The 15,385-nt window shown below is 68.4% G+C and carries 17 protein-coding genes (1 of these 17 cut by a window edge); 13 read left to right on the top strand and 4 right to left on the bottom strand.

All coding sequences use genetic code 11. The features are described 5' to 3' along the window. On the top strand, nucleotides 1–753 hold the 3' end of the coding sequence (locus GDR74_RS03510; RefSeq protein ID WP_152585012.1) for a M23 family metallopeptidase. The gene continues 1,284 nt to the left of window position 1, outside the view; the window shows 753 of its 2,037 coding nt (coding positions 1,285–2,037); the start codon falls outside the window, past its left edge; its stop codon occupies nucleotides 751–753. Nucleotides 754–759: 6 nt separating this feature from the next. Then, the gene (locus tag GDR74_RS03505) at nucleotides 760–1,677 is read left to right on the top strand and encodes an AEC family transporter (RefSeq protein ID WP_152585011.1); all 918 of its coding nucleotides are present in this window, start codon (nucleotides 760–762) and stop codon (nucleotides 1,675–1,677) included. Here GDR74_RS03505 and gluQRS read toward each other — a convergent pair. From gluQRS to GDR74_RS03490, 3 genes are all read right to left on the bottom strand, one after another. Next, the gene (gluQRS, locus tag GDR74_RS03500; RefSeq protein WP_152585010.1) at nucleotides 1,656–2,552 is read right to left on the bottom strand and encodes a tRNA glutamyl-Q(34) synthetase GluQRS; all 897 of its coding nucleotides are present in this window, start codon (nucleotides 2,550–2,552) and stop codon (nucleotides 1,656–1,658) included. The two genes, GDR74_RS03505 and gluQRS, sit on opposite strands and share 22 nt — an antisense overlap. Nucleotides 2,553–2,593: 41 nt before the next feature. Continuing rightward, complete coding sequence (locus GDR74_RS03495) at nucleotides 2,594–3,364, bottom strand: HpcH/HpaI aldolase family protein (protein WP_152585009.1); 771 nt, start codon at nucleotides 3,362–3,364, stop codon at nucleotides 2,594–2,596. Nucleotides 3,365–3,435: 71 nt separating this feature from the next. After that, the gene (locus GDR74_RS03490; protein ID WP_152585008.1) at nucleotides 3,436–3,759 is read right to left on the bottom strand and encodes a DUF1476 domain-containing protein; all 324 of its coding nucleotides are present in this window, start codon (nucleotides 3,757–3,759) and stop codon (nucleotides 3,436–3,438) included. A 225-nt stretch (nucleotides 3,760–3,984) separates the two neighbouring features. On the opposite strand from GDR74_RS03490, the gene purC reads away from it, so the two are divergent. From purC to GDR74_RS03450, 8 genes are all read left to right on the top strand, one after another. Then, a complete protein-coding gene (gene purC, locus GDR74_RS03485) occupies nucleotides 3,985–4,779 on the top strand; it encodes a phosphoribosylaminoimidazolesuccinocarboxamide synthase (protein ID WP_152585007.1) in 795 nt (264 codons plus the stop codon). 220 nt (nucleotides 4,780–4,999) lie between these two features. Continuing rightward, nucleotides 5,000–5,542, top strand: coding sequence for a hypothetical protein (locus GDR74_RS03480; RefSeq protein ID WP_152585006.1), 543 nt, complete (start codon nucleotides 5,000–5,002; stop codon nucleotides 5,540–5,542). A 69-nt stretch (nucleotides 5,543–5,611) separates the two neighbouring features. Beyond that, nucleotides 5,612–5,851 (top strand): phosphoribosylformylglycinamidine synthase subunit PurS, encoded by a 240-nt coding sequence (purS, locus tag GDR74_RS03475; protein WP_152585005.1) that lies wholly within the window; start codon nucleotides 5,612–5,614, stop codon nucleotides 5,849–5,851. A gap of 100 nt (nucleotides 5,852–5,951) precedes the next feature. Then, nucleotides 5,952–6,650, top strand: a complete 699-nt coding sequence (purQ, locus tag GDR74_RS03470; RefSeq protein ID WP_152585004.1) for a phosphoribosylformylglycinamidine synthase subunit PurQ — start codon at nucleotides 5,952–5,954, stop codon at nucleotides 6,648–6,650. Nucleotides 6,651–6,693: 43 nt separating this feature from the next. Further along, on the top strand, nucleotides 6,694–8,904 hold the full coding sequence (gene purL, locus GDR74_RS03465) for a phosphoribosylformylglycinamidine synthase subunit PurL (protein WP_152585003.1): 2,211 nt from the start codon (nucleotides 6,694–6,696) through the stop codon (nucleotides 8,902–8,904). Between the two features lie 12 nt (nucleotides 8,905–8,916). Next, on the top strand, nucleotides 8,917–9,153 hold the full coding sequence (locus tag GDR74_RS03460) for a BolA family protein (RefSeq protein WP_152585002.1): 237 nt from the start codon (nucleotides 8,917–8,919) through the stop codon (nucleotides 9,151–9,153). 41 nt (nucleotides 9,154–9,194) lie between these two features. Next, on the top strand, nucleotides 9,195–9,530 hold the full coding sequence (grxD, locus tag GDR74_RS03455) for a Grx4 family monothiol glutaredoxin (protein WP_152585001.1): 336 nt from the start codon (nucleotides 9,195–9,197) through the stop codon (nucleotides 9,528–9,530). A 180-nt stretch (nucleotides 9,531–9,710) separates the two neighbouring features. Continuing rightward, nucleotides 9,711–10,034, top strand: coding sequence for a TBP family protein (locus GDR74_RS03450; RefSeq protein ID WP_152585000.1), 324 nt, complete (start codon nucleotides 9,711–9,713; stop codon nucleotides 10,032–10,034). A gap of 126 nt (nucleotides 10,035–10,160) precedes the next feature. Here GDR74_RS03450 and tlpA read toward each other — a convergent pair whose 3' ends face one another. Continuing rightward, nucleotides 10,161–10,817: a thiol:disulfide interchange protein TlpA gene (gene tlpA, locus GDR74_RS03445; protein ID WP_152584999.1), complete on the bottom strand. Its 657-nt coding sequence runs from the start codon at nucleotides 10,815–10,817 to the stop codon at nucleotides 10,161–10,163. Between the two features lie 195 nt (nucleotides 10,818–11,012). On the opposite strand from tlpA, the gene lptM reads away from it, so the two are divergent. The 3 genes from lptM to GDR74_RS03430 all read left to right on the top strand — a co-directional run bounded on the left by lptM (nucleotide 11,013) and on the right by GDR74_RS03430 (nucleotide 15,376). Next, nucleotides 11,013–11,258 carry an LPS translocon maturation chaperone LptM gene (gene lptM / locus GDR74_RS03440; RefSeq protein WP_152584998.1) on the top strand — a complete coding sequence of 82 codons (246 nt, stop codon included), beginning with the start codon at nucleotides 11,013–11,015 and terminating at the stop codon, nucleotides 11,256–11,258. A gap of 86 nt (nucleotides 11,259–11,344) precedes the next feature. After that, nucleotides 11,345–12,613, top strand: coding sequence for a diaminopimelate decarboxylase (gene lysA / locus GDR74_RS03435; RefSeq protein ID WP_152584997.1), 1,269 nt, complete (start codon nucleotides 11,345–11,347; stop codon nucleotides 12,611–12,613). A gap of 192 nt (nucleotides 12,614–12,805) precedes the next feature. Then, the gene (locus tag GDR74_RS03430; protein WP_152584996.1) at nucleotides 12,806–15,376 is read left to right on the top strand and encodes a TIGR02302 family protein; all 2,571 of its coding nucleotides are present in this window, start codon (nucleotides 12,806–12,808) and stop codon (nucleotides 15,374–15,376) included. Nucleotides 15,377–15,385: the final 9 nt, after the last annotated feature.

The raw sequence follows: 15,385 nt of genomic DNA, 5'->3' as shown, positions 1-15,385 counted from the left end.
CCGCGCAGGACCGTCGACGAACTGGTGCGCATCTTCGGATACGACGTGGATTTCCAGCGCCGCGTCTCGCCCGGAGACACCTTCGAGGTCTTCTACGGCGCGGACGAGGAAGGAGGGGTGCCGGAAATCCTCTACGCCTCCCTTTCCGTCGGAGGGGAGACCCGCCGCGTCTACCGCTACCAGGGCGACGACGGGAGCGTCGACTTCTTCGACGAAAGCGGCCGCTCCCTGAAGAAGTTCCTCCTGCGCAAGCCGATCGCCGAGGGCATCCTGCGCTCCGGCTTCGGCTCCCGTTATCACCCGATCCTGGGCTACACGCGTCCGCATACGGGGATCGACTGGTCGAACCGGATCGGAACGCCCATTCTCGCCGCCGGCAACGGCACCGTCATCAAGGCGGGCTGGGAATCGGGCTATGGCCGCCGGGTCGAGATCCAGCACGCCAACGGCTACGTGACGACCTACAACCACATGTCGGGCTTCGGAAAGGGCATCGCTCCGGGCGCCCGGGTGCAGCAGGGGCAGGTGATCGGCTATCTGGGCAGCACGGGCCTTTCGACGGGCCCCCACCTCCACTACGAGGTCCTCATCAACGGCAGCTTCGTCGATCCCTTGAAGATCCGCCTGCCCAAGAGCCGGGAACTGGAGGGCCGCAGCCTCGCCGAATTCAAGCGGCAGCGGGAGCAGGTGGACGAGCTGATGGCCTATGCCAACGCCCCGGCGAGCGTCGCCCAGCGCGCCGAGATGCGCTGAGGCCGCATGCTCGGCCTTCTCGCGATCGTCCTGCCGGTCTTCGGCCTGATCGGCATCGGGTATGCGGCCAGGCGCGCGAACGTCGTCTCGGAGCGGATGGGCGAGGGCCTGTCGGAATTCGTCTTCTCCCTCTCCCTCCCCTGCCTGATCTTCCGCACCCTGGTCCGGGCCGAGATCCCCGACGTCCAGCCCTGGGGCTACTGGATCTCCTACTTCGCCGGGGTCGGCGCGGTCTGGGCCCTCGCCATGCTGATCGGGCGGCGCTTCTTTGCCCTCAAAGGCGTTTCCGCCGTCGTCGCCGGCTTCTCGGCCGGGCAGGCGAACACCGTCTTCGTCGGCGTTCCCATGATCCTCAAGGCCTATGGAGACGAGGGGGCGGTGCCGCTCTTCCTCCTCATCGCCGTGCACCTTCCTGTGACCATGACCCTGGCGACGGTCATGGCCGAGGGGCGGCAGGCGTCTCCGCTCGTGATCGTCCGCCGCCTTGCGACCCACCCGATCGTCATCGGCATTCTCGCCGGCTCGGCCTTCCGGCCCCTCGCCCCGCACCTCCCGGCGCCCTTCTGGCAGGTTGTGGAGCTTCTCGGGAGCGCCGCCGTCCCCTGCGCCCTGATCTCCATGGGCATCGCCCTTCGCCGCTACGGGCTGGAAACGGGCTGGAAGCTCCCCACCGTCATTTCCGGCCTCAAGCTCGTGCTTCACCCGCTCCTGGTCCTGCTCCTGGCGACCCGGGTCTTCGAGATGCCGCCCGTTTGGGCGGGCGTGGCGGTTCTCTTCGCCTCCTGCCCTTCCGGGATCAATGCCTACCTCTTCGCCGAGCGCTATGGGGAGGGAATCGCCCTCGCCTCGAGCGCCGTGACTCTCTCGACCGTGCTCGCCCTCGGAACGACCCTGTTCTGGCTCTACGTGCTGGGCGTGGGCTGAGACCGGAAGCCGAGACGCTGCCGGACCTCCGCGGCCGTGACGCCCCGGGCGCGAAGATCGGCCAGCGCCTCCGAGCGGCGGCTCTTCGACAGCTTGTCCCCCGTATCGTCGAAAATCAGCCCGTGGTGGTGATAGAGTGGCGTCGGCAGGCCGAGGAGGCGCTGGAGCAGGACGTGCAGATCGGTCGCCGCCTCGAGATCCTTCCCGCGGACCACGTGACTCACGCCCTGCAGCGCGTCGTCCACGACCACGGACAGGTGGTAGCTCGTGGGAATGTCCTTGCGGACGATCACGGCGTCGCCCCAACGGGCCGGCTGCGCGGCCACCTTCTCCTGAGCCCCCTCCCGGTCGAACCGGATGTAGAAGAGGGGGCGCGGCGCCTGTGCGAGAGCGGATTCCATGTCGATTCGCAGGGCATGCGGCTCGCCCGCCCCGACCCGGCGCGCCACGTCGTCCGCGCCGAGCCCCCGGCAGGTCCCGGGATAGAGGGGGGCGCCGTCCGGATCGCGCGGCCAGGGACGGCCCGTGCTCTCCCGCTGCGCGACGGCCTCGGCCAGCATCCTGCGGGAGCAGAAGCACGGGTAGAGCAGTCCCCTCTCCCGCAACCTGGCGGCACTGGCGCGATAGAGAGCGAAATGGTCGGACTGCCGGCGGACCGGCTCCTCCCACCTGAGGCCCAGCCAGGTCAGATCCTCGAAGATCCCCTCGACGAAAGCCGGGCGGCAGCGGCCGAGGTCGATGTCCTCGATGCGCAGGAGCAGCCGCCCCCCGAAGCGCTCGGCGAAATCGGCGTTCAGGAGCGCGGAATAGGCGTGCCCCAGATGGAGGCGGCCGTTCGGGCTGGGCGCGAACCGGAAGGTCGGCACAAAGGACATGCGCGCAATCCCTCGAACCCGCCGACGAGCCGCCGGCTATGTCAGCCGCGAGCGGCCTTCAGGGCCATCTGCGCTCCGGAACGGAGCAGGGCGGTGTCGCTGGCGATGGAGACGAGCTGGAAGCCGCGGCGGGCGAGCTCGAAGGCCCGCTCCCCGGAAGGGGCATAGACGCCTGCGATCTTGCCGGCGGCGCGGGCGCGGGCGAGGGCATGATCGAGCGCCTTCTCGACCGCCGCGCTCGCCGGATCCAGCTCCCGGCCCTGGGAAAGGCCGATGGAGAGATCGGACGGGCCGATGAAGATGCCGTCGATCCCGGCCACGTCCAGGATCCCGTCCACGATCTCGAGGGCCTCGCGGGTCTCGATCATCGCCAGCGCCAAGGACAGGCCGTTGCCGGCCCTGAAATACTCTCCCGGCTGAAGGCCTGTGAGGCTCAGCGCGCCGTGCGGTCCCCAGCTCCGCTCGCCGAGGGGCGGGAACTTCATCACGGCGGCGAACCGGCGGGCATCCTCGAGGGTGTTGATCATGGGCGCGATGACGCCCGCGGCGCCCGCGTCGAGGAGCCGGGATGCCGTGGCGAACTCGCCGACCGGGATCCGCGCCACCGCGGGCTTGCCGGCAGCCGCGATGAGGGGAATCGCCCGGACGGCCGCCGCGAAGTCGACGGCTCCGTGCTGCATGTCGATGACCACCGCATCGAAGGCCTCCCGCGCCAGAACGCCGGGAATCGACGGATCCGGCAATCCGCACCAGGCGGCAAGGGCGGGGGGCCCGGCCTTAAGACGGTCGGGGAGCGGCGGGTGCAGCGACATGGAGGAACCTTGGTTTGCAGGCGAGAAGAGCGAAAGCCCGGACCGCTCGGGCCCGGGCCGTTAGGGAGAGGTCAGCGTCCCGCCTTGATCTCGTCGACGGCGCGGGCCATCTGCTCGTGCAGGATCCGGCCCAGCTCGCTCTCGCCGACCGGCTTGCCCGCCGCTTCGAGATCGGCCCGGACCTTGCGGATCACGTCGGCATCCCCCACCTCTTGGAAATCGGCCAGCACGACGCTCTTGGCGTAATCTTCCGCCTCCGCGCCCGCCTTGCCGAGCTGGGCTGCGGCCCAGAGGCCGAAGAGCTTGTTGCGGCGAGCGGTCGCCTTGAAACGAAGTTCCTCATCGTGTGCAAACTTCTTCTCGAATGCGTCCTTGCGCTCGTCGAAGGCGGTCATAGAGTTTTCTCCCGGTTTGTGCTTTCTGCGATATAAAGGCGCACAAGCGCCGCCGCCAGAGGCAACTCCATTCGAAAAGCAGCCCCGGAGCCGGCCAGGACCTCGGCCGAACTCCTTCCGTTGTGCTCGGCTGAGGGATCGGATAGGTTGCGCCCAAGCCGGGGACGGTCCCGATCGGACTCGCGCCAGCCGCGGATCTGTACATGTTATCAAGGAGCCACGGCCATGGATTTCCTCAAACCACGGTATACGCCTATGAATCGCCGCCGTCGCATTTATGAGGGCAAGGCGAAGGTCCTCTATGAAGGGCCGGAGCCCGGAACGCTCATCCAGCACTTCAAGGATGATGCCACCGCCTTCAATGCCAAGAAGCATGAAGTGATCGACGGCAAGGGCGTCCTCAACAACCGGATCTCGGAATACATCTTCCAGAACCTGAACGACATCGGCGTCCCGACCCACTTCATCCGCCGCCTGAACATGCGCGAGCAGCTGATTCGCGAGGTGGAGATCATCCCCCTCGAGGTTGTGGTCAGGAACGTCGCCGCCGGCTCCCTGGCCCAGCGCCTCGGGCTCGAGGAAGGCACCCAGCTGCCGCGCTCGATCATCGAGTTCTACTACAAGAACGACAAGCTCAACGACCCGATGGTCTCGGAGGAGCACATCACCGCCTTCGGGTGGGCGACGCCCCAGGAGATCGACGACATCATGGCCCTGGCCATCCGCGTCAACGACTTCCTCTCCGGGCTCTTCCTCGGCGTCGGCATCCGTCTCGTGGACTTCAAGATGGAGACCGGCCGCCTCTGGGAAGGCGACCTGATGCGGATCGTCGTCGCCGACGAGATCTCCCCGGATTCCTGCCGTCTCTGGGACATCAAGTCCAAGGACAAGCTCGACAAGGACCGCTTCCGCCGCGACATGGGCGGTCTCGTCGAGGCCTATTCCGAGGTTGCCCGCCGTCTCGGCATCATGTCCGAGAACGAGAACCCCACCATGAGCGGCCCCCGCCTCGTGCAGTGAGACAGGCACGAGCAGACAGACATGGGAAACCCGGCCCCGCGCCGGGTTTTTTCTTGGCGAACATCGTCGCGGGAGGCCCTCCTTTCTCCTCTGGTCAAGGAGAAACTCCGCCGTCCTTCAGGGCCCTCGCTCCGGAGCGACGCCGCAGGCACCATACCGTCCATAGGGCAGGAGAAAGCCATGCCTCGACCGGACGGCCGTTTCGTGCATAGAAGCGGCCATGCGGCTCCGCTTCACCTGTCCGGTCATCCTTAGCCTCTGCCTCGCCTCCTGCGGCTACATCCCCCGCCCCGTCGAGGGCGTGCCGCCCGGAGCGCCCTGGGAGGCCCTGCCGCTGCGGAAATGGCTGGCGGAAGACCGCGCGGAGCCCATCGCCATGGCGTTCTGCGCGCCGCCGGGATGCGCTCCGGGCCTTGCGGTCGGGGTGGTCAGACTGACCGGGCGGGATGCCGACACGGCCGAGGCCGTCCTCAAGGACCCGTCGGTCCTGGTCCGGGTCCTCCAGGCGCCCTCCCGGAAAGCGGCGTCCGACCGGAAGAGGCCGGTCCGCACCCTGGCCGAGACCGTGCCCCTGGAAGAAGGCGCCCTGCGCGGCTTCGCCATCAGCCTGGCGCCGGCGGACGGGAGCAAGCGCCCCGCCTACGGCGCGGCCCTGGGACGGCGGATGGGAGACGAGCTTCTCGCGGCCCTGGTGGTCGGCGAAGACGAGGCCTCGGTTCGAGCCACCCTCAAAGAGGTCGCAAAGCGCGAACTGGGGCCATGACGCCGTTGTTTCCGAGGCGCTTTCCCTTTATGGCGTGAGCCATCATCCCAAGGACAGGCCGAGGACCTCATGAAAGCCCGCGTCACCGTGACCCTCAAGAACGGCGTTCTCGATCCCCAGGGCAAGGCCATCGAAGGCGCCCTCAAGTCGCTCGGGGTCGAGGGAATCGCCAGCGTGCGCCAGGGCAAGGTCTTCGACATCGAGCTGGACACTTCGGACAAGGCCAAGGCCGAGGCCTCCCTCAAGGCGGCCTGCGAGAAGCTCCTGGCGAACACGGTGATCGAGAACTACCGCGTCGAGCTGACCTGACCGTCGGGCCCGGACCGGATCCGGGCCGCCAGGTTTCGATCCACGCCGAAAGGCGCGATGGCCGGGATGGACCCGGCCGTGACGAGAGAAGGATGAGCCCATGAAATCCGCTGTCATCGTCTTCCCCGGCTCCAATCGCGATGGCGATGTCGTGCGGGCGCTCAGGCTGGCCGGGTCCCAGGTGGAGAAAGTCTGGCACGCCGAGCACGACCTGCCGGCCGGGACGGATCTCGTCGTTCTGCCGGGCGGCTTCTCCTACGGCGACTATCTCCGCTGCGGGGCCATCGCGGGACGGGCTGCGATCATGGACGCGGTCCGGGCCCATGCGGCGCGGGGCGGTCTGGTGCTCGGCATCTGCAACGGCTTCCAGATCCTGTGCGAATCCGGGCTCCTGCCCGGCATCCTCATGCGCAACGCCAATCTCAGATTCATCTGCCACCGCCAGTTCCTGCGGGTGGAGCGCAACGACACCGCCTTCACGCGGGCCTACGGGAAGGGCCAGGCCATCGACGTCTGCGTCGCCCATGGGGAAGGCAACTACACCGCCGACGGCGAAACCCTGAAGCGTCTCGAGGGCGAAGGGCTGGTCGCCTTCCGCTACTGCGACGCCGACGGCCGGGTGACGCCGGACGCCAACCGCAACGGCTCGATGAATTCCATCGCCGGCATCTATTCCGCCAGGCTCAACGTGCTCGGCATGATGCCCCACCCGGAGAACCTGGTCGAGGATCTGGTCGGGGGCACCGACGGGCGCGGGCTCTTCGAGAGCCTGGTGTCTTCCTTCGCAAAGGCCGCATAACGCCTCTTCCGGACGGAAGAGAATCGCAGAGAACGAGACCCCGATGATCCGCAACGACGTCGCCATCACTCCGGAGCTGGTGAAGGAGCACGGGCTCAAGCCCGACGAATACGAGCGCTTCGTGAAGCTGATCGGCCGCACGCCGACTCTCACCGAGCTCGGCATCGTCTCCGCCATGTGGAACGAGCACTGCTCCTACAAGTCCTCCCGCATCCACCTGCGCGGCCTTCCGACCCAGGCGCCATGGGTGATCCAGGGACCGGGCGAGAATGCCGGGGTGATCGACATCGGCGACGGGCTCGCCTGCATCTTCAAGATGGAGAGCCACAACCACCCCTCCTTCATCGAGCCCTATCAGGGCGCGGCGACGGGCGTCGGCGGGATCCTGCGCGACGTGTTCACCATGGGCGCGCGCCCCATCGCGGCCCTGAACTTCCTGCGGTTCGGCGAGCCCGGCCATCCCAAGACCCGCCACCTCGTCGCGGGAGTCGTCGCCGGCATCGGCGGCTACGGCAATTCCTTCGGCGTCCCGACGGTCGGCGGCAGCGTCGGTTTCGACAGGCGCTACAACGGCAACATCCTCGTGAACGCCATGGCGGTGGGGCTCGCCCGCACGGACGAGATCTTCTACGCCAAGGCCACGGGCGTGGGGAACCCGATCGTCTATCTCGGCTCCAAGACCGGACGGGACGGCATTCACGGCGCCACCATGGCCTCGGCCGAGTTCGACGACGCCTCCGAGGAGAAGCGCCCCACCGTCCAGGTGGGCGACCCCTTCGCGGAGAAGCTTCTGCTGGAGGCCTGCCTGGAGCTGATGAAGTCCGGCGCGGTCATCGCGATCCAGGACATGGGCGCGGCGGGCCTGACCAGCTCCGCCGTCGAAATGGGCGCCAAGGGCAACCTCGGCATCGAGCTCGACCTCGACAAGGTCCCCTGCCGCGAGGAGGGCATGACGGCCTACGAGATGATGCTCTCGGAGAGCCAGGAGCGGATGCTCATGGTGCTGAAGCCCGGCATGGAGCAGCAGGCGGAGGCCATCTTCCACAAATGGGGGCTGGACTTCGCCGTCATCGGCAGGACCACGGACACCCTGCGCTTCGTGATCAGGCACCAGGGCGAGGTGATGGCCGACCTCCCGATCAAGGAGCTCGGCGACGAGGCTCCCGTCTATGACCGCCCGTGGGTGGAAAGCCCGAAACAGCCGGTCGTCGAGCCTTCGAGCGTGAAGGCTCCCGTGTCGGCGGCCGAAGCCCTTCTGAAGCTCGTCGGCTCGCCGGACCAGTGCTCCAAGCGCTGGGTGTGGGAGCAGTACGACCACCTGATTCTCGGCAACACCGTGCAGATGCCGGGCGGCGATGCCGCCATCGTGCGCGTGGAGGACGGGCCGAAGGGTCTCGCCCTCACCACCGACGTGACGCCCCGCTACTGCGAAGCGGATCCGGTGGAAGGCGGCAGGCAGGCGGTGGCGGAAGCCTGGCGGAACATCACCGCGGTCGGCGGCCTGCCGCTCGCGATCACGGACAACCTGAACTTCGCCAGCCCCGAGCGCCCCGAATCCATGGGCCAGTTCGTGGGCTGCCTGAGGGGCATCGGCGAGGCGTGCCGGGCGCTCGACTTCCCCGTCGTGTCCGGCAACGTCTCCCTCTACAACGAGACCAACGGCCAGGGCATCCTGCCGACCCCGGCCATCGGCGGCGTCGGCCTCCTCGACGATGTGTCGGCGCACGCCTCCATCGGCTTCAAGCGGGAGGAGGACGTCCTCATCCTCATCGGGGCCACGGACGGCTGGCTCGGCCAGTCCGTCTACCTGCGGGATGTCTGCGGCCGGGAGGAGGGAGCTCCTCCCCCGGTCGATCTCGCCGCGGAGAAGCGCAACGGCGACTTCGTGCGCCAGCTGATCCGTTCCGGACAGGTGGACACCGCGCACGACCTGTCCGACGGCGGGCTTGCGCTCGCCCTCGCGGAAATGGCCATGGCCGGCGGGATCGGCGCCGTCGTGGCCAGCGCGCCGGACGACCTGCCGCTCCATGCCTTCCTGTTCGGCGAGGATCAGGCCCGCTACCTCCTGGCGGTTCGGCCCGACGATGCGGCGGACATCCTCTACGAGGCGAACGCCGTCGGCGTGCCGGCGATGATCCTCGGCGTCACCGGAGGCGATTCGTTGATTCTTCCGGGCGGAGAGGCCATATCGGTGGCCGAACTGAAGGCAGCGCACGAATCCTGGCTGCCGGACTACATGGCCGGCAAGGCCTGAGGAACTGACACGATGCCCATGGATGCCCGCGATATCGAAGCCATGATCAAGGCGGCCCTGCCCGATGCCAGGGTCGAGATCAAGGACCTCGCCGGCGACGGCGATCATTATGCCGCCACGGTGATTTCCGAAGCCTTCAAGGGCAAGGCGCGGGTCCAGCAGCACCAGATGGTCTATGCCGCGCTGCAGGGCCGCATGGGTGGGACGCTGCATGCCCTTGCGCTGACGACCCAGGCCCCCGACAATTGACGCAGCCCGGCGCCTTGACCGCCGCGGAACAGGAGAACCCTATGACCGACGCCCGCCAGGTGATCGACAACGAAGTGAAGTCCAACGACGTGGTGCTCTTCATGAAGGGCACGCCCCAGTTCCCCATGTGCGGGTTCTCGGGCCAGGTCGTCCAGATCCTGAACTATCTCGGCGTGCCGTTCAAAGGCATCAACGTGCTCGAGGACGAGGCGATCCGCCAGGGAATCAAGGACTATTCCAACTGGCCGACCATTCCGCAGCTCTACGTGAAGGGCGAGTTCATCGGCGGCTGCGACATTACCCGGGAAATGTTCCAGGCCGGCGAGCTGCAGCAGCTCTTCGCCGACAAGGGCATCAAGCTCCAGCAGAGCGCCTGACCGGAACGAATCGAAAGCGGACCCATGAAGCGGGGCTCCGGCCCCGCTTTTTTTGTTGCGCTGGGAGCCCGGAAGCCATGCGGTTTATGTCGCATTCCGTGAAGCCGCCAAGCTCGGTACATGAGACTGAGACACGGCCGTCCATAACAACAGAACCGGGCGGCGCAATGGGGGTCTTCCATGTTCGAGACAGAGGCGACGAACGTCGTCCCGTTCAAGCCGCGCAAGCCGGCCGCACAGCACCATCCCAGAACCCTGATCGAGCGCATCTATGCCGCGGGCTCGCTGTCCGTGCGGGCGGACGACGTCGCCACCAAGACGGCGGCCAGGATGCTGCAGCGCCTCGGCTTCCTCGTGATCGAATCCATCTCGGCCGACGGCACCCTGCACCCGCTCGGGCCCGGCGAGACCCGGAACGCCATGGACCGCCCCTGGCGGCTCTCCAAGCCCGCCTTCTCGGGCGAACCCGGCCTGCCCGACGGCGAAGGGGCGTTCCGGTTCTAAGGACCTTCCGTCCTCAGAATCTGAATGTCCGGCCGCTAAGGCGAGCTTTCCTCCTCGCGGAGAGCGATTCGCCACGCCGCCACCGTCCTGGCATGACGCAGGAAGTCCGGTCGATGCGAAGGGTTCCTACGACCTGCCAAGGGCCATCTGGACGAAGGTCAGCGCACCCGGCGAGGCCCATTCCGCGGGGCCCTTGAGGAGCGCGATCTCGCAGCCGTCCGGATCGACCATCAGGGTGGTCGGCAGGCCGACCACGTGCCCCGACTTCTGGAGCACCTGCAGCACCTTGCCCGATGGATCGGCGTAGTAGGCGAGGTTGCGGATGCCGTTCTCCTGGAGCCAGGCCTTGGGCCTCTCCGCGTTGCGGGTGTCGACGTTCACCGCCACCACTTCGAAATCCTTGCCGCCCCGTTCGGCCTGAAGCTTGTCGAGCGCGGGCATTTCCTCGCGGCATGGCACGCACCAGGTCGCCCACAGATTGACGAGGATCGTCTTGCCCCGGAAGTCCTGAAGGCTCCTGGGCCGACCGTCGGGACCGTTGAAGGCGATGGCCGGCGGAGGCTTCGGGCTGCCGCTCACGTTCACGGCCGCCAGTTCCCCCTTCGCCAGGGGCCTGAGCCGGTCGGCGACGGCCCGCGAAGCCTTGCATTCGGCAGCGGCCCCGCCGCCGACCTGCCCGGAAGAAAGGCCGTACCAGCCGGCACCGGCCGCGACGGCGAGAAGAGCCAGGCCCGCCATCCAGGGGAGGAGCCGGGCCGGACGGGTTGGAGGTGTCGTGGTCATGGGCCGGATGTGGCGCGTTTCTGCCTTACGCTCAAGCCCCGCCGTCCGGGGAAGCCCCTGCCTTTCCATCACGATCCCGTGGCGCCGCCGCGCCCGGGTCCGCGCTCGCGCCGATTCCCGCTCGCGGGGACAGCCGCTCCCCCTCGCATCCGGCCCGGGTTCCCGTTATGGTGCGGCCACGTTTGGGAGCCACCGATGCCGTCCAGTTCTACCTTCCCCCGTATCGCGTTGATTGCCGGCCTCCTCGCCGTCGGCCTTTCGGCCTGCGGCCGCAGGGGCGCGCTGGAGCCGCCGCCGGATCCCTCGGCCCCCCAGCAGAAGGCCAGCCAGGCCACGCCCGAGGGCGCCCTGCCCTCGCCGGTCGGAACGACCGGTTCCAAGACCCCGAATCGCGGCTTCACGATCCCGAAGGACCGCTTCATCCTCGACCCGATCCTCTGAGGCGGGGACCGTTTCCCTCATCCCGCGCCGCGCGTCCTCACGAGCGAGGAGCGGCGGACCTTTTCGAGAAAGCGCTTCAGGCCCCCATGCATCACTTCAGCTACCGTGAGGGAAGCCTCCATGCCGAGGATGTCGACCTGCGCCAACTGGCGCGCGAGGTCGGAACGCCCTTCTACTGCTATTCCTCGGCGACCCTCGAGCGGCACTACCGCGTCTTCGCCGAGGCCTTTGCCGATACGGACGCCCTGGTCTGCTATGCGATGAAGGCCAACTCCAACCAGGCGGTCCTGCGGACCCTGAGCCGCCTCGGCGCCGGCATGGACATCGTCTCCGAGGGCGAGCTCCGTCGGGCCCTCGCGGCAGGCGTGCCGGGAGAACGGATCGTCTTCTCCGGCGTCGGCAAGACGAAGACGGAGATGGCGTTCGCCCTGGACAGCGGCATCCTGTGCTTCAACGTGGAATCCGAGCCCGAGCTCGAGGCCCTCTCCGAGGTCGCCGCCTCGAAAGGCAGGCGGGCGCCGATCTCCATCCGGATCAATCCGGACGTGGACGCGAAGACGCACCGGAAGATCTCCACCGGCAAGTCCGAGAACAAGTTCGGCATTCCGATCAGCCGCGCCCGCGAGGTCTACGCCCATGCCGCACGGCTGAAGGGAATCGAGATCACCGGCGTCGACATGCACATCGGCAGCCAGATCACGGATCTCGAGCCGTTCGACAATGCGGGCGCCCTGCTGGCGGAACTGGCCCGCGACCTGATGGCGGACGGCCATCGGCTGCACCACATCGACTTCGGAGGCGGCCTGGGCGTCCCCTACCGCAGCGACAACGAACCGCCGCCCGACCCGCAGGCCTATGCGCGGATCGTCAAGCGCCACACGAAGGATCTGGGCCTGAAGCTCGTCTTCGAGATGGGGCGCCTCATCGCCGGCAATGCCGGGATCCTGGTGACGCAGGTGATCTACGTGAAGGAGGGCGAGGGGAAGACCTTCGTCATCGTCGACGCGGCCATGAACGACCTGATCCGCCCGACGCTCTACGACGCCCATCACGAGATCAGGCCGGTCGCGGAGCCGGGCCGCAACCTGCGCCACATCGTTGCCGACGTGGTCGGGCCCGTCTGCGAGACCGGCGACTACCTCGCCCTGTCCCGCGACATGCCGGAGGTCAAGGCGGGCGATCTCCTGGCCCTGATGACCGCCGGCGCCTATGGGGCGGTCACCTCCAACACCTACAACACCCGCCTCCTGATCCCCGAGGTCCTCGTGCGGGGGGCCGACCGCGCCGTGGTCCGGCCGCGCCCCTCCTATGAGGAGCTGATCGGAATGGATCGCATTCCCGACTGGCTCGCGTAGCTCACGGGGACGGACCCGACACCCCTCCCGCGAGGATGTGCGGCGCTGCCGCGGGGCCTTCCGGATCGGAGCTCCGCCGCACCGGCCGTCAAGAGGTCATGTGCCCATATGACCGCTGGTCCTGAGGCGAAGCCGTGCTAGCTTTGTTGACGGGGGTGTGCGCGGGAAACCGCATCGCGGGAGATTCATGGGATGAGCGGAAGCCCGAACCCATCGCCGGCCCCGGATGTCCTGAACAGACGGTTCAGCCGCCTCGTCTCCCGCGCACGGTGGGCTCTCTGGCTGGAGCAGGCCTGGCCGCGGCTCTGGGTCCCCGTGGCCATCGTCCTCGCCTTCCTGAGCCTTTCCTGGCTCGGCCTCTGGCTCGAGACGCCGCCTTTCTGGCGCAAGGCCGGCCTGCTGGCCTTCGGCGCCGCCTTCCTGGTCTCGCTCTGGCCGCTTGCCCGGCTGCGCCTGCCGGGCCGCGGATCCGCCCTCGACCGGCTCGACCGGGACACCGGGCTCCGTCACGGACCGGCCCGGGCCCTCGACGACACTCTCGCCCTCGGTTCGAACGATCCGGGCTCCCGGGCCCTCTGGAGCCTCCATCGCCGCCGGGCGGAGGAAGCGGTCGGACGGATGCGCGTGGCGCCGCCCGACCCGGACATGCCGCGCCATGACCGTTTCGCCCTGAGGGCCGCCGCCGTGCTGTCCGTGATCGCCAGCGCCTTCGTGGCCGGCCCGGAGATCGGCTCCCGCCTGGCCGCCGCCTTCGACCGGAGCGCCCCCGGCGCCGGCGCTCCCGGCTTCCGCATCGACGGGTGGATCGATCCGCCCCTCTACACCCGGACTCCGCCGCTCATGATCGACCTGGCGAAAGGCCAGCACCTCAAGGCGCCGGCCCGCTCGACGGTCGTCATCCGCGTCGCCGGCGAGGGCCATGCCGAGATCAGCCCCGGCAAGGGCCTCGCGGCGCTGCCGCCGAAGGGCGGGCAGCGCGCCGATCTGCGCGAGGAGCGCTTCACGCTCGAGAACAGTGCCGACCTGACGGTCCGGACGGGACTTGCCAGCAGCGTCACGCTCTCCATCGAGGCGGTTCCCGACCGGCCTCCGGAGGTGACTTTCGCCGGCCCGCCGGAGGTCAACCCGCGCGGCGTCTTCACGCTCGCCTACAAGGCCAGGGACGATTACGGCATCGCCTCGGCGGAGGGCCTGGTTGAGAAGAGCAAGGGACCGCGGGAACGGTCCCTCGTGCAGGCTCCCACGATCGCCCTCGCCCTTCCGCCCCATGACGAGAACGCGCCCGAGACCCGCTCGCCGGTGGACCTCACCAACCATCCCTGGGCGGGCGCTGCGGTGAAGCTGCGGCTTCGGGTGAAGGACGAGGCCGGGCAGGAAGGGCTGAGCGAGACCATCGACTTCACCCTGCCGCAGCGCCCCTTCGTCAATCCGCTGGCCAAGGCCCTGGTGGAGCAGCGGCGGAACCTCGTGCTCTCGCCGGACGACCGCAAGAGGGTCCAGACGGCTCTCGACGCATTGCTGATCGCGCCCGAGAGCTTCACGCCGCAATGGGGCGTGTTCATGGGACTGCGCCTCGCCTCCGAGCGGCTCCGCCGCGCCCGCAGCGACCAGGACCTCCTCGACGTGGCCGACTGGCTCTGGACCATGGCGCTGCAGATCGAGGACGGGAACCTTTCCGACGCGGAGCGCGACCTGCGCGCCGCCCAGGAGCGCCTGAAGGACGCGATGGAGCGGGGCGCCACCGACGACGAGATCCGCCGCCTGACGGAGGAACTGCGTCAGGCCATGGACAGGTTCCTGCGGGAGTTCGCGGAGCGCATGCAGCAGAATCCGCAAGGGCAGGATCGGGACCAGCGCCAGGCGGACCGGGTGATCACGCAGGACGATCTCAACCGGATGCTCCGCCAGATGGAGGACGCCATGCGCCGCGGCGACATGGCCGAAGCCCAGCGCCTCCTCGAGGAGCTGCGGAACATTCTCGACAATCTTCAGATGGCGCGCCCCGACAACCGCATGACAGATCCCCTCGGCCGGGAGATGAACCAGGCCATGCGGGACCTCGAGGACATGGCCCGCGAGCAGCAGAGGCTGCGCGACGAAACCTTCCGGGACGGCCAGGAGCGTCGCATGCAGCAGGGCGAACGCAACCGCCAGGGACAGGGGCAGCGCCAGGGACAGCGCCGGCGGGGCCAGCAGGGCCAGCAAGGCCAGAACCAGGAGGATGCGGAGAACGGCCGGGGCGGCGGGGACCAGCAGGACCCGCTCGGCCTCAACCAGCGGCAGCAGGCCCTGCGGGAACGGCTGCAGGAACTGCAGCGGCGCATGCAGGGCATGGGCATGGAGAACGAGCAGGGCCTGGGCGATGCCGAACAGGCCATGCGGGAGGCTGAGAATGCCCTCGGCCAAGGACAGAACGGGGACGCCGTCGATGCCCAGGGCCGGGCCCTCGAAGGATTGCGGCGCGGCATGCAGGGCATGGCCCAGCAGATGCAGCAGGGACCGGGCAACGAGCAGGCCGGCGATCAGCCCGGACAGGGAAATCCGCAAGGGCAGGGGCGGGCCGATCCGCTCAACCGGGATCCCCTCGGCCGCCCGACGCGGAACAGGGATTATTCCGACGGCAATGTCCGCGTTCCCGGCGTGGATGAATCGGCCGCGGCGCGCGCGGCGCGAATCTTGGAGGAATTGCGCCGAAAACTTGGCGACCCCGCCCGCCCGCAGGAGGAACTGGACTATTTCGACCGCCTGCTGCGGCGCAACTGAGGCACCGTC

The organism is Microvirga thermotolerans, from assembly GCF_009363855.1.
Taxonomy (GTDB): domain Bacteria; phylum Pseudomonadota; class Alphaproteobacteria; order Rhizobiales; family Beijerinckiaceae; genus Microvirga; species Microvirga thermotolerans.
This window is presented reverse-complemented; position numbering and strand designations above follow the sequence as displayed.

Coding starts and splice junctions, on each gene's coding strand:
- GDR74_RS03505 (WP_152585011.1), top strand. CDS start 760: ATGCTCGGCCTTCTCGCGATCGTCCTGCCGGTCTTCGGCCTGATCGGC.
- gluQRS (WP_152585010.1), bottom strand. CDS start 2,552: ATGTCCTTTGTGCCGACCTTCCGGTTCGCGCCCAGCCCGAACGGCCGC.
- GDR74_RS03495 (WP_152585009.1), bottom strand. CDS start 3,364: ATGTCGCTGCACCCGCCGCTCCCCGACCGTCTTAAGGCCGGGCCCCCC.
- GDR74_RS03490 (WP_152585008.1), bottom strand. CDS start 3,759: ATGACCGCCTTCGACGAGCGCAAGGACGCATTCGAGAAGAAGTTTGCA.
- purC (WP_152585007.1), top strand. CDS start 3,985: ATGGATTTCCTCAAACCACGGTATACGCCTATGAATCGCCGCCGTCGC.
- GDR74_RS03480 (WP_152585006.1), top strand. CDS start 5,000: ATGCGGCTCCGCTTCACCTGTCCGGTCATCCTTAGCCTCTGCCTCGCC.
- purS (WP_152585005.1), top strand. CDS start 5,612: ATGAAAGCCCGCGTCACCGTGACCCTCAAGAACGGCGTTCTCGATCCC.
- purQ (WP_152585004.1), top strand. CDS start 5,952: ATGAAATCCGCTGTCATCGTCTTCCCCGGCTCCAATCGCGATGGCGAT.
- purL (WP_152585003.1), top strand. CDS start 6,694: ATGATCCGCAACGACGTCGCCATCACTCCGGAGCTGGTGAAGGAGCAC.
- GDR74_RS03460 (WP_152585002.1), top strand. CDS start 8,917: ATGCCCATGGATGCCCGCGATATCGAAGCCATGATCAAGGCGGCCCTG.
- grxD (WP_152585001.1), top strand. CDS start 9,195: ATGACCGACGCCCGCCAGGTGATCGACAACGAAGTGAAGTCCAACGAC.
- GDR74_RS03450 (WP_152585000.1), top strand. CDS start 9,711: ATGTTCGAGACAGAGGCGACGAACGTCGTCCCGTTCAAGCCGCGCAAG.
- tlpA (WP_152584999.1), bottom strand. CDS start 10,817: ATGACCACGACACCTCCAACCCGTCCGGCCCGGCTCCTCCCCTGGATG.
- lptM (WP_152584998.1), top strand. CDS start 11,013: ATGCCGTCCAGTTCTACCTTCCCCCGTATCGCGTTGATTGCCGGCCTC.
- lysA (WP_152584997.1), top strand. CDS start 11,345: ATGCATCACTTCAGCTACCGTGAGGGAAGCCTCCATGCCGAGGATGTC.
- GDR74_RS03430 (WP_152584996.1), top strand. CDS start 12,806: ATGAGCGGAAGCCCGAACCCATCGCCGGCCCCGGATGTCCTGAACAGA.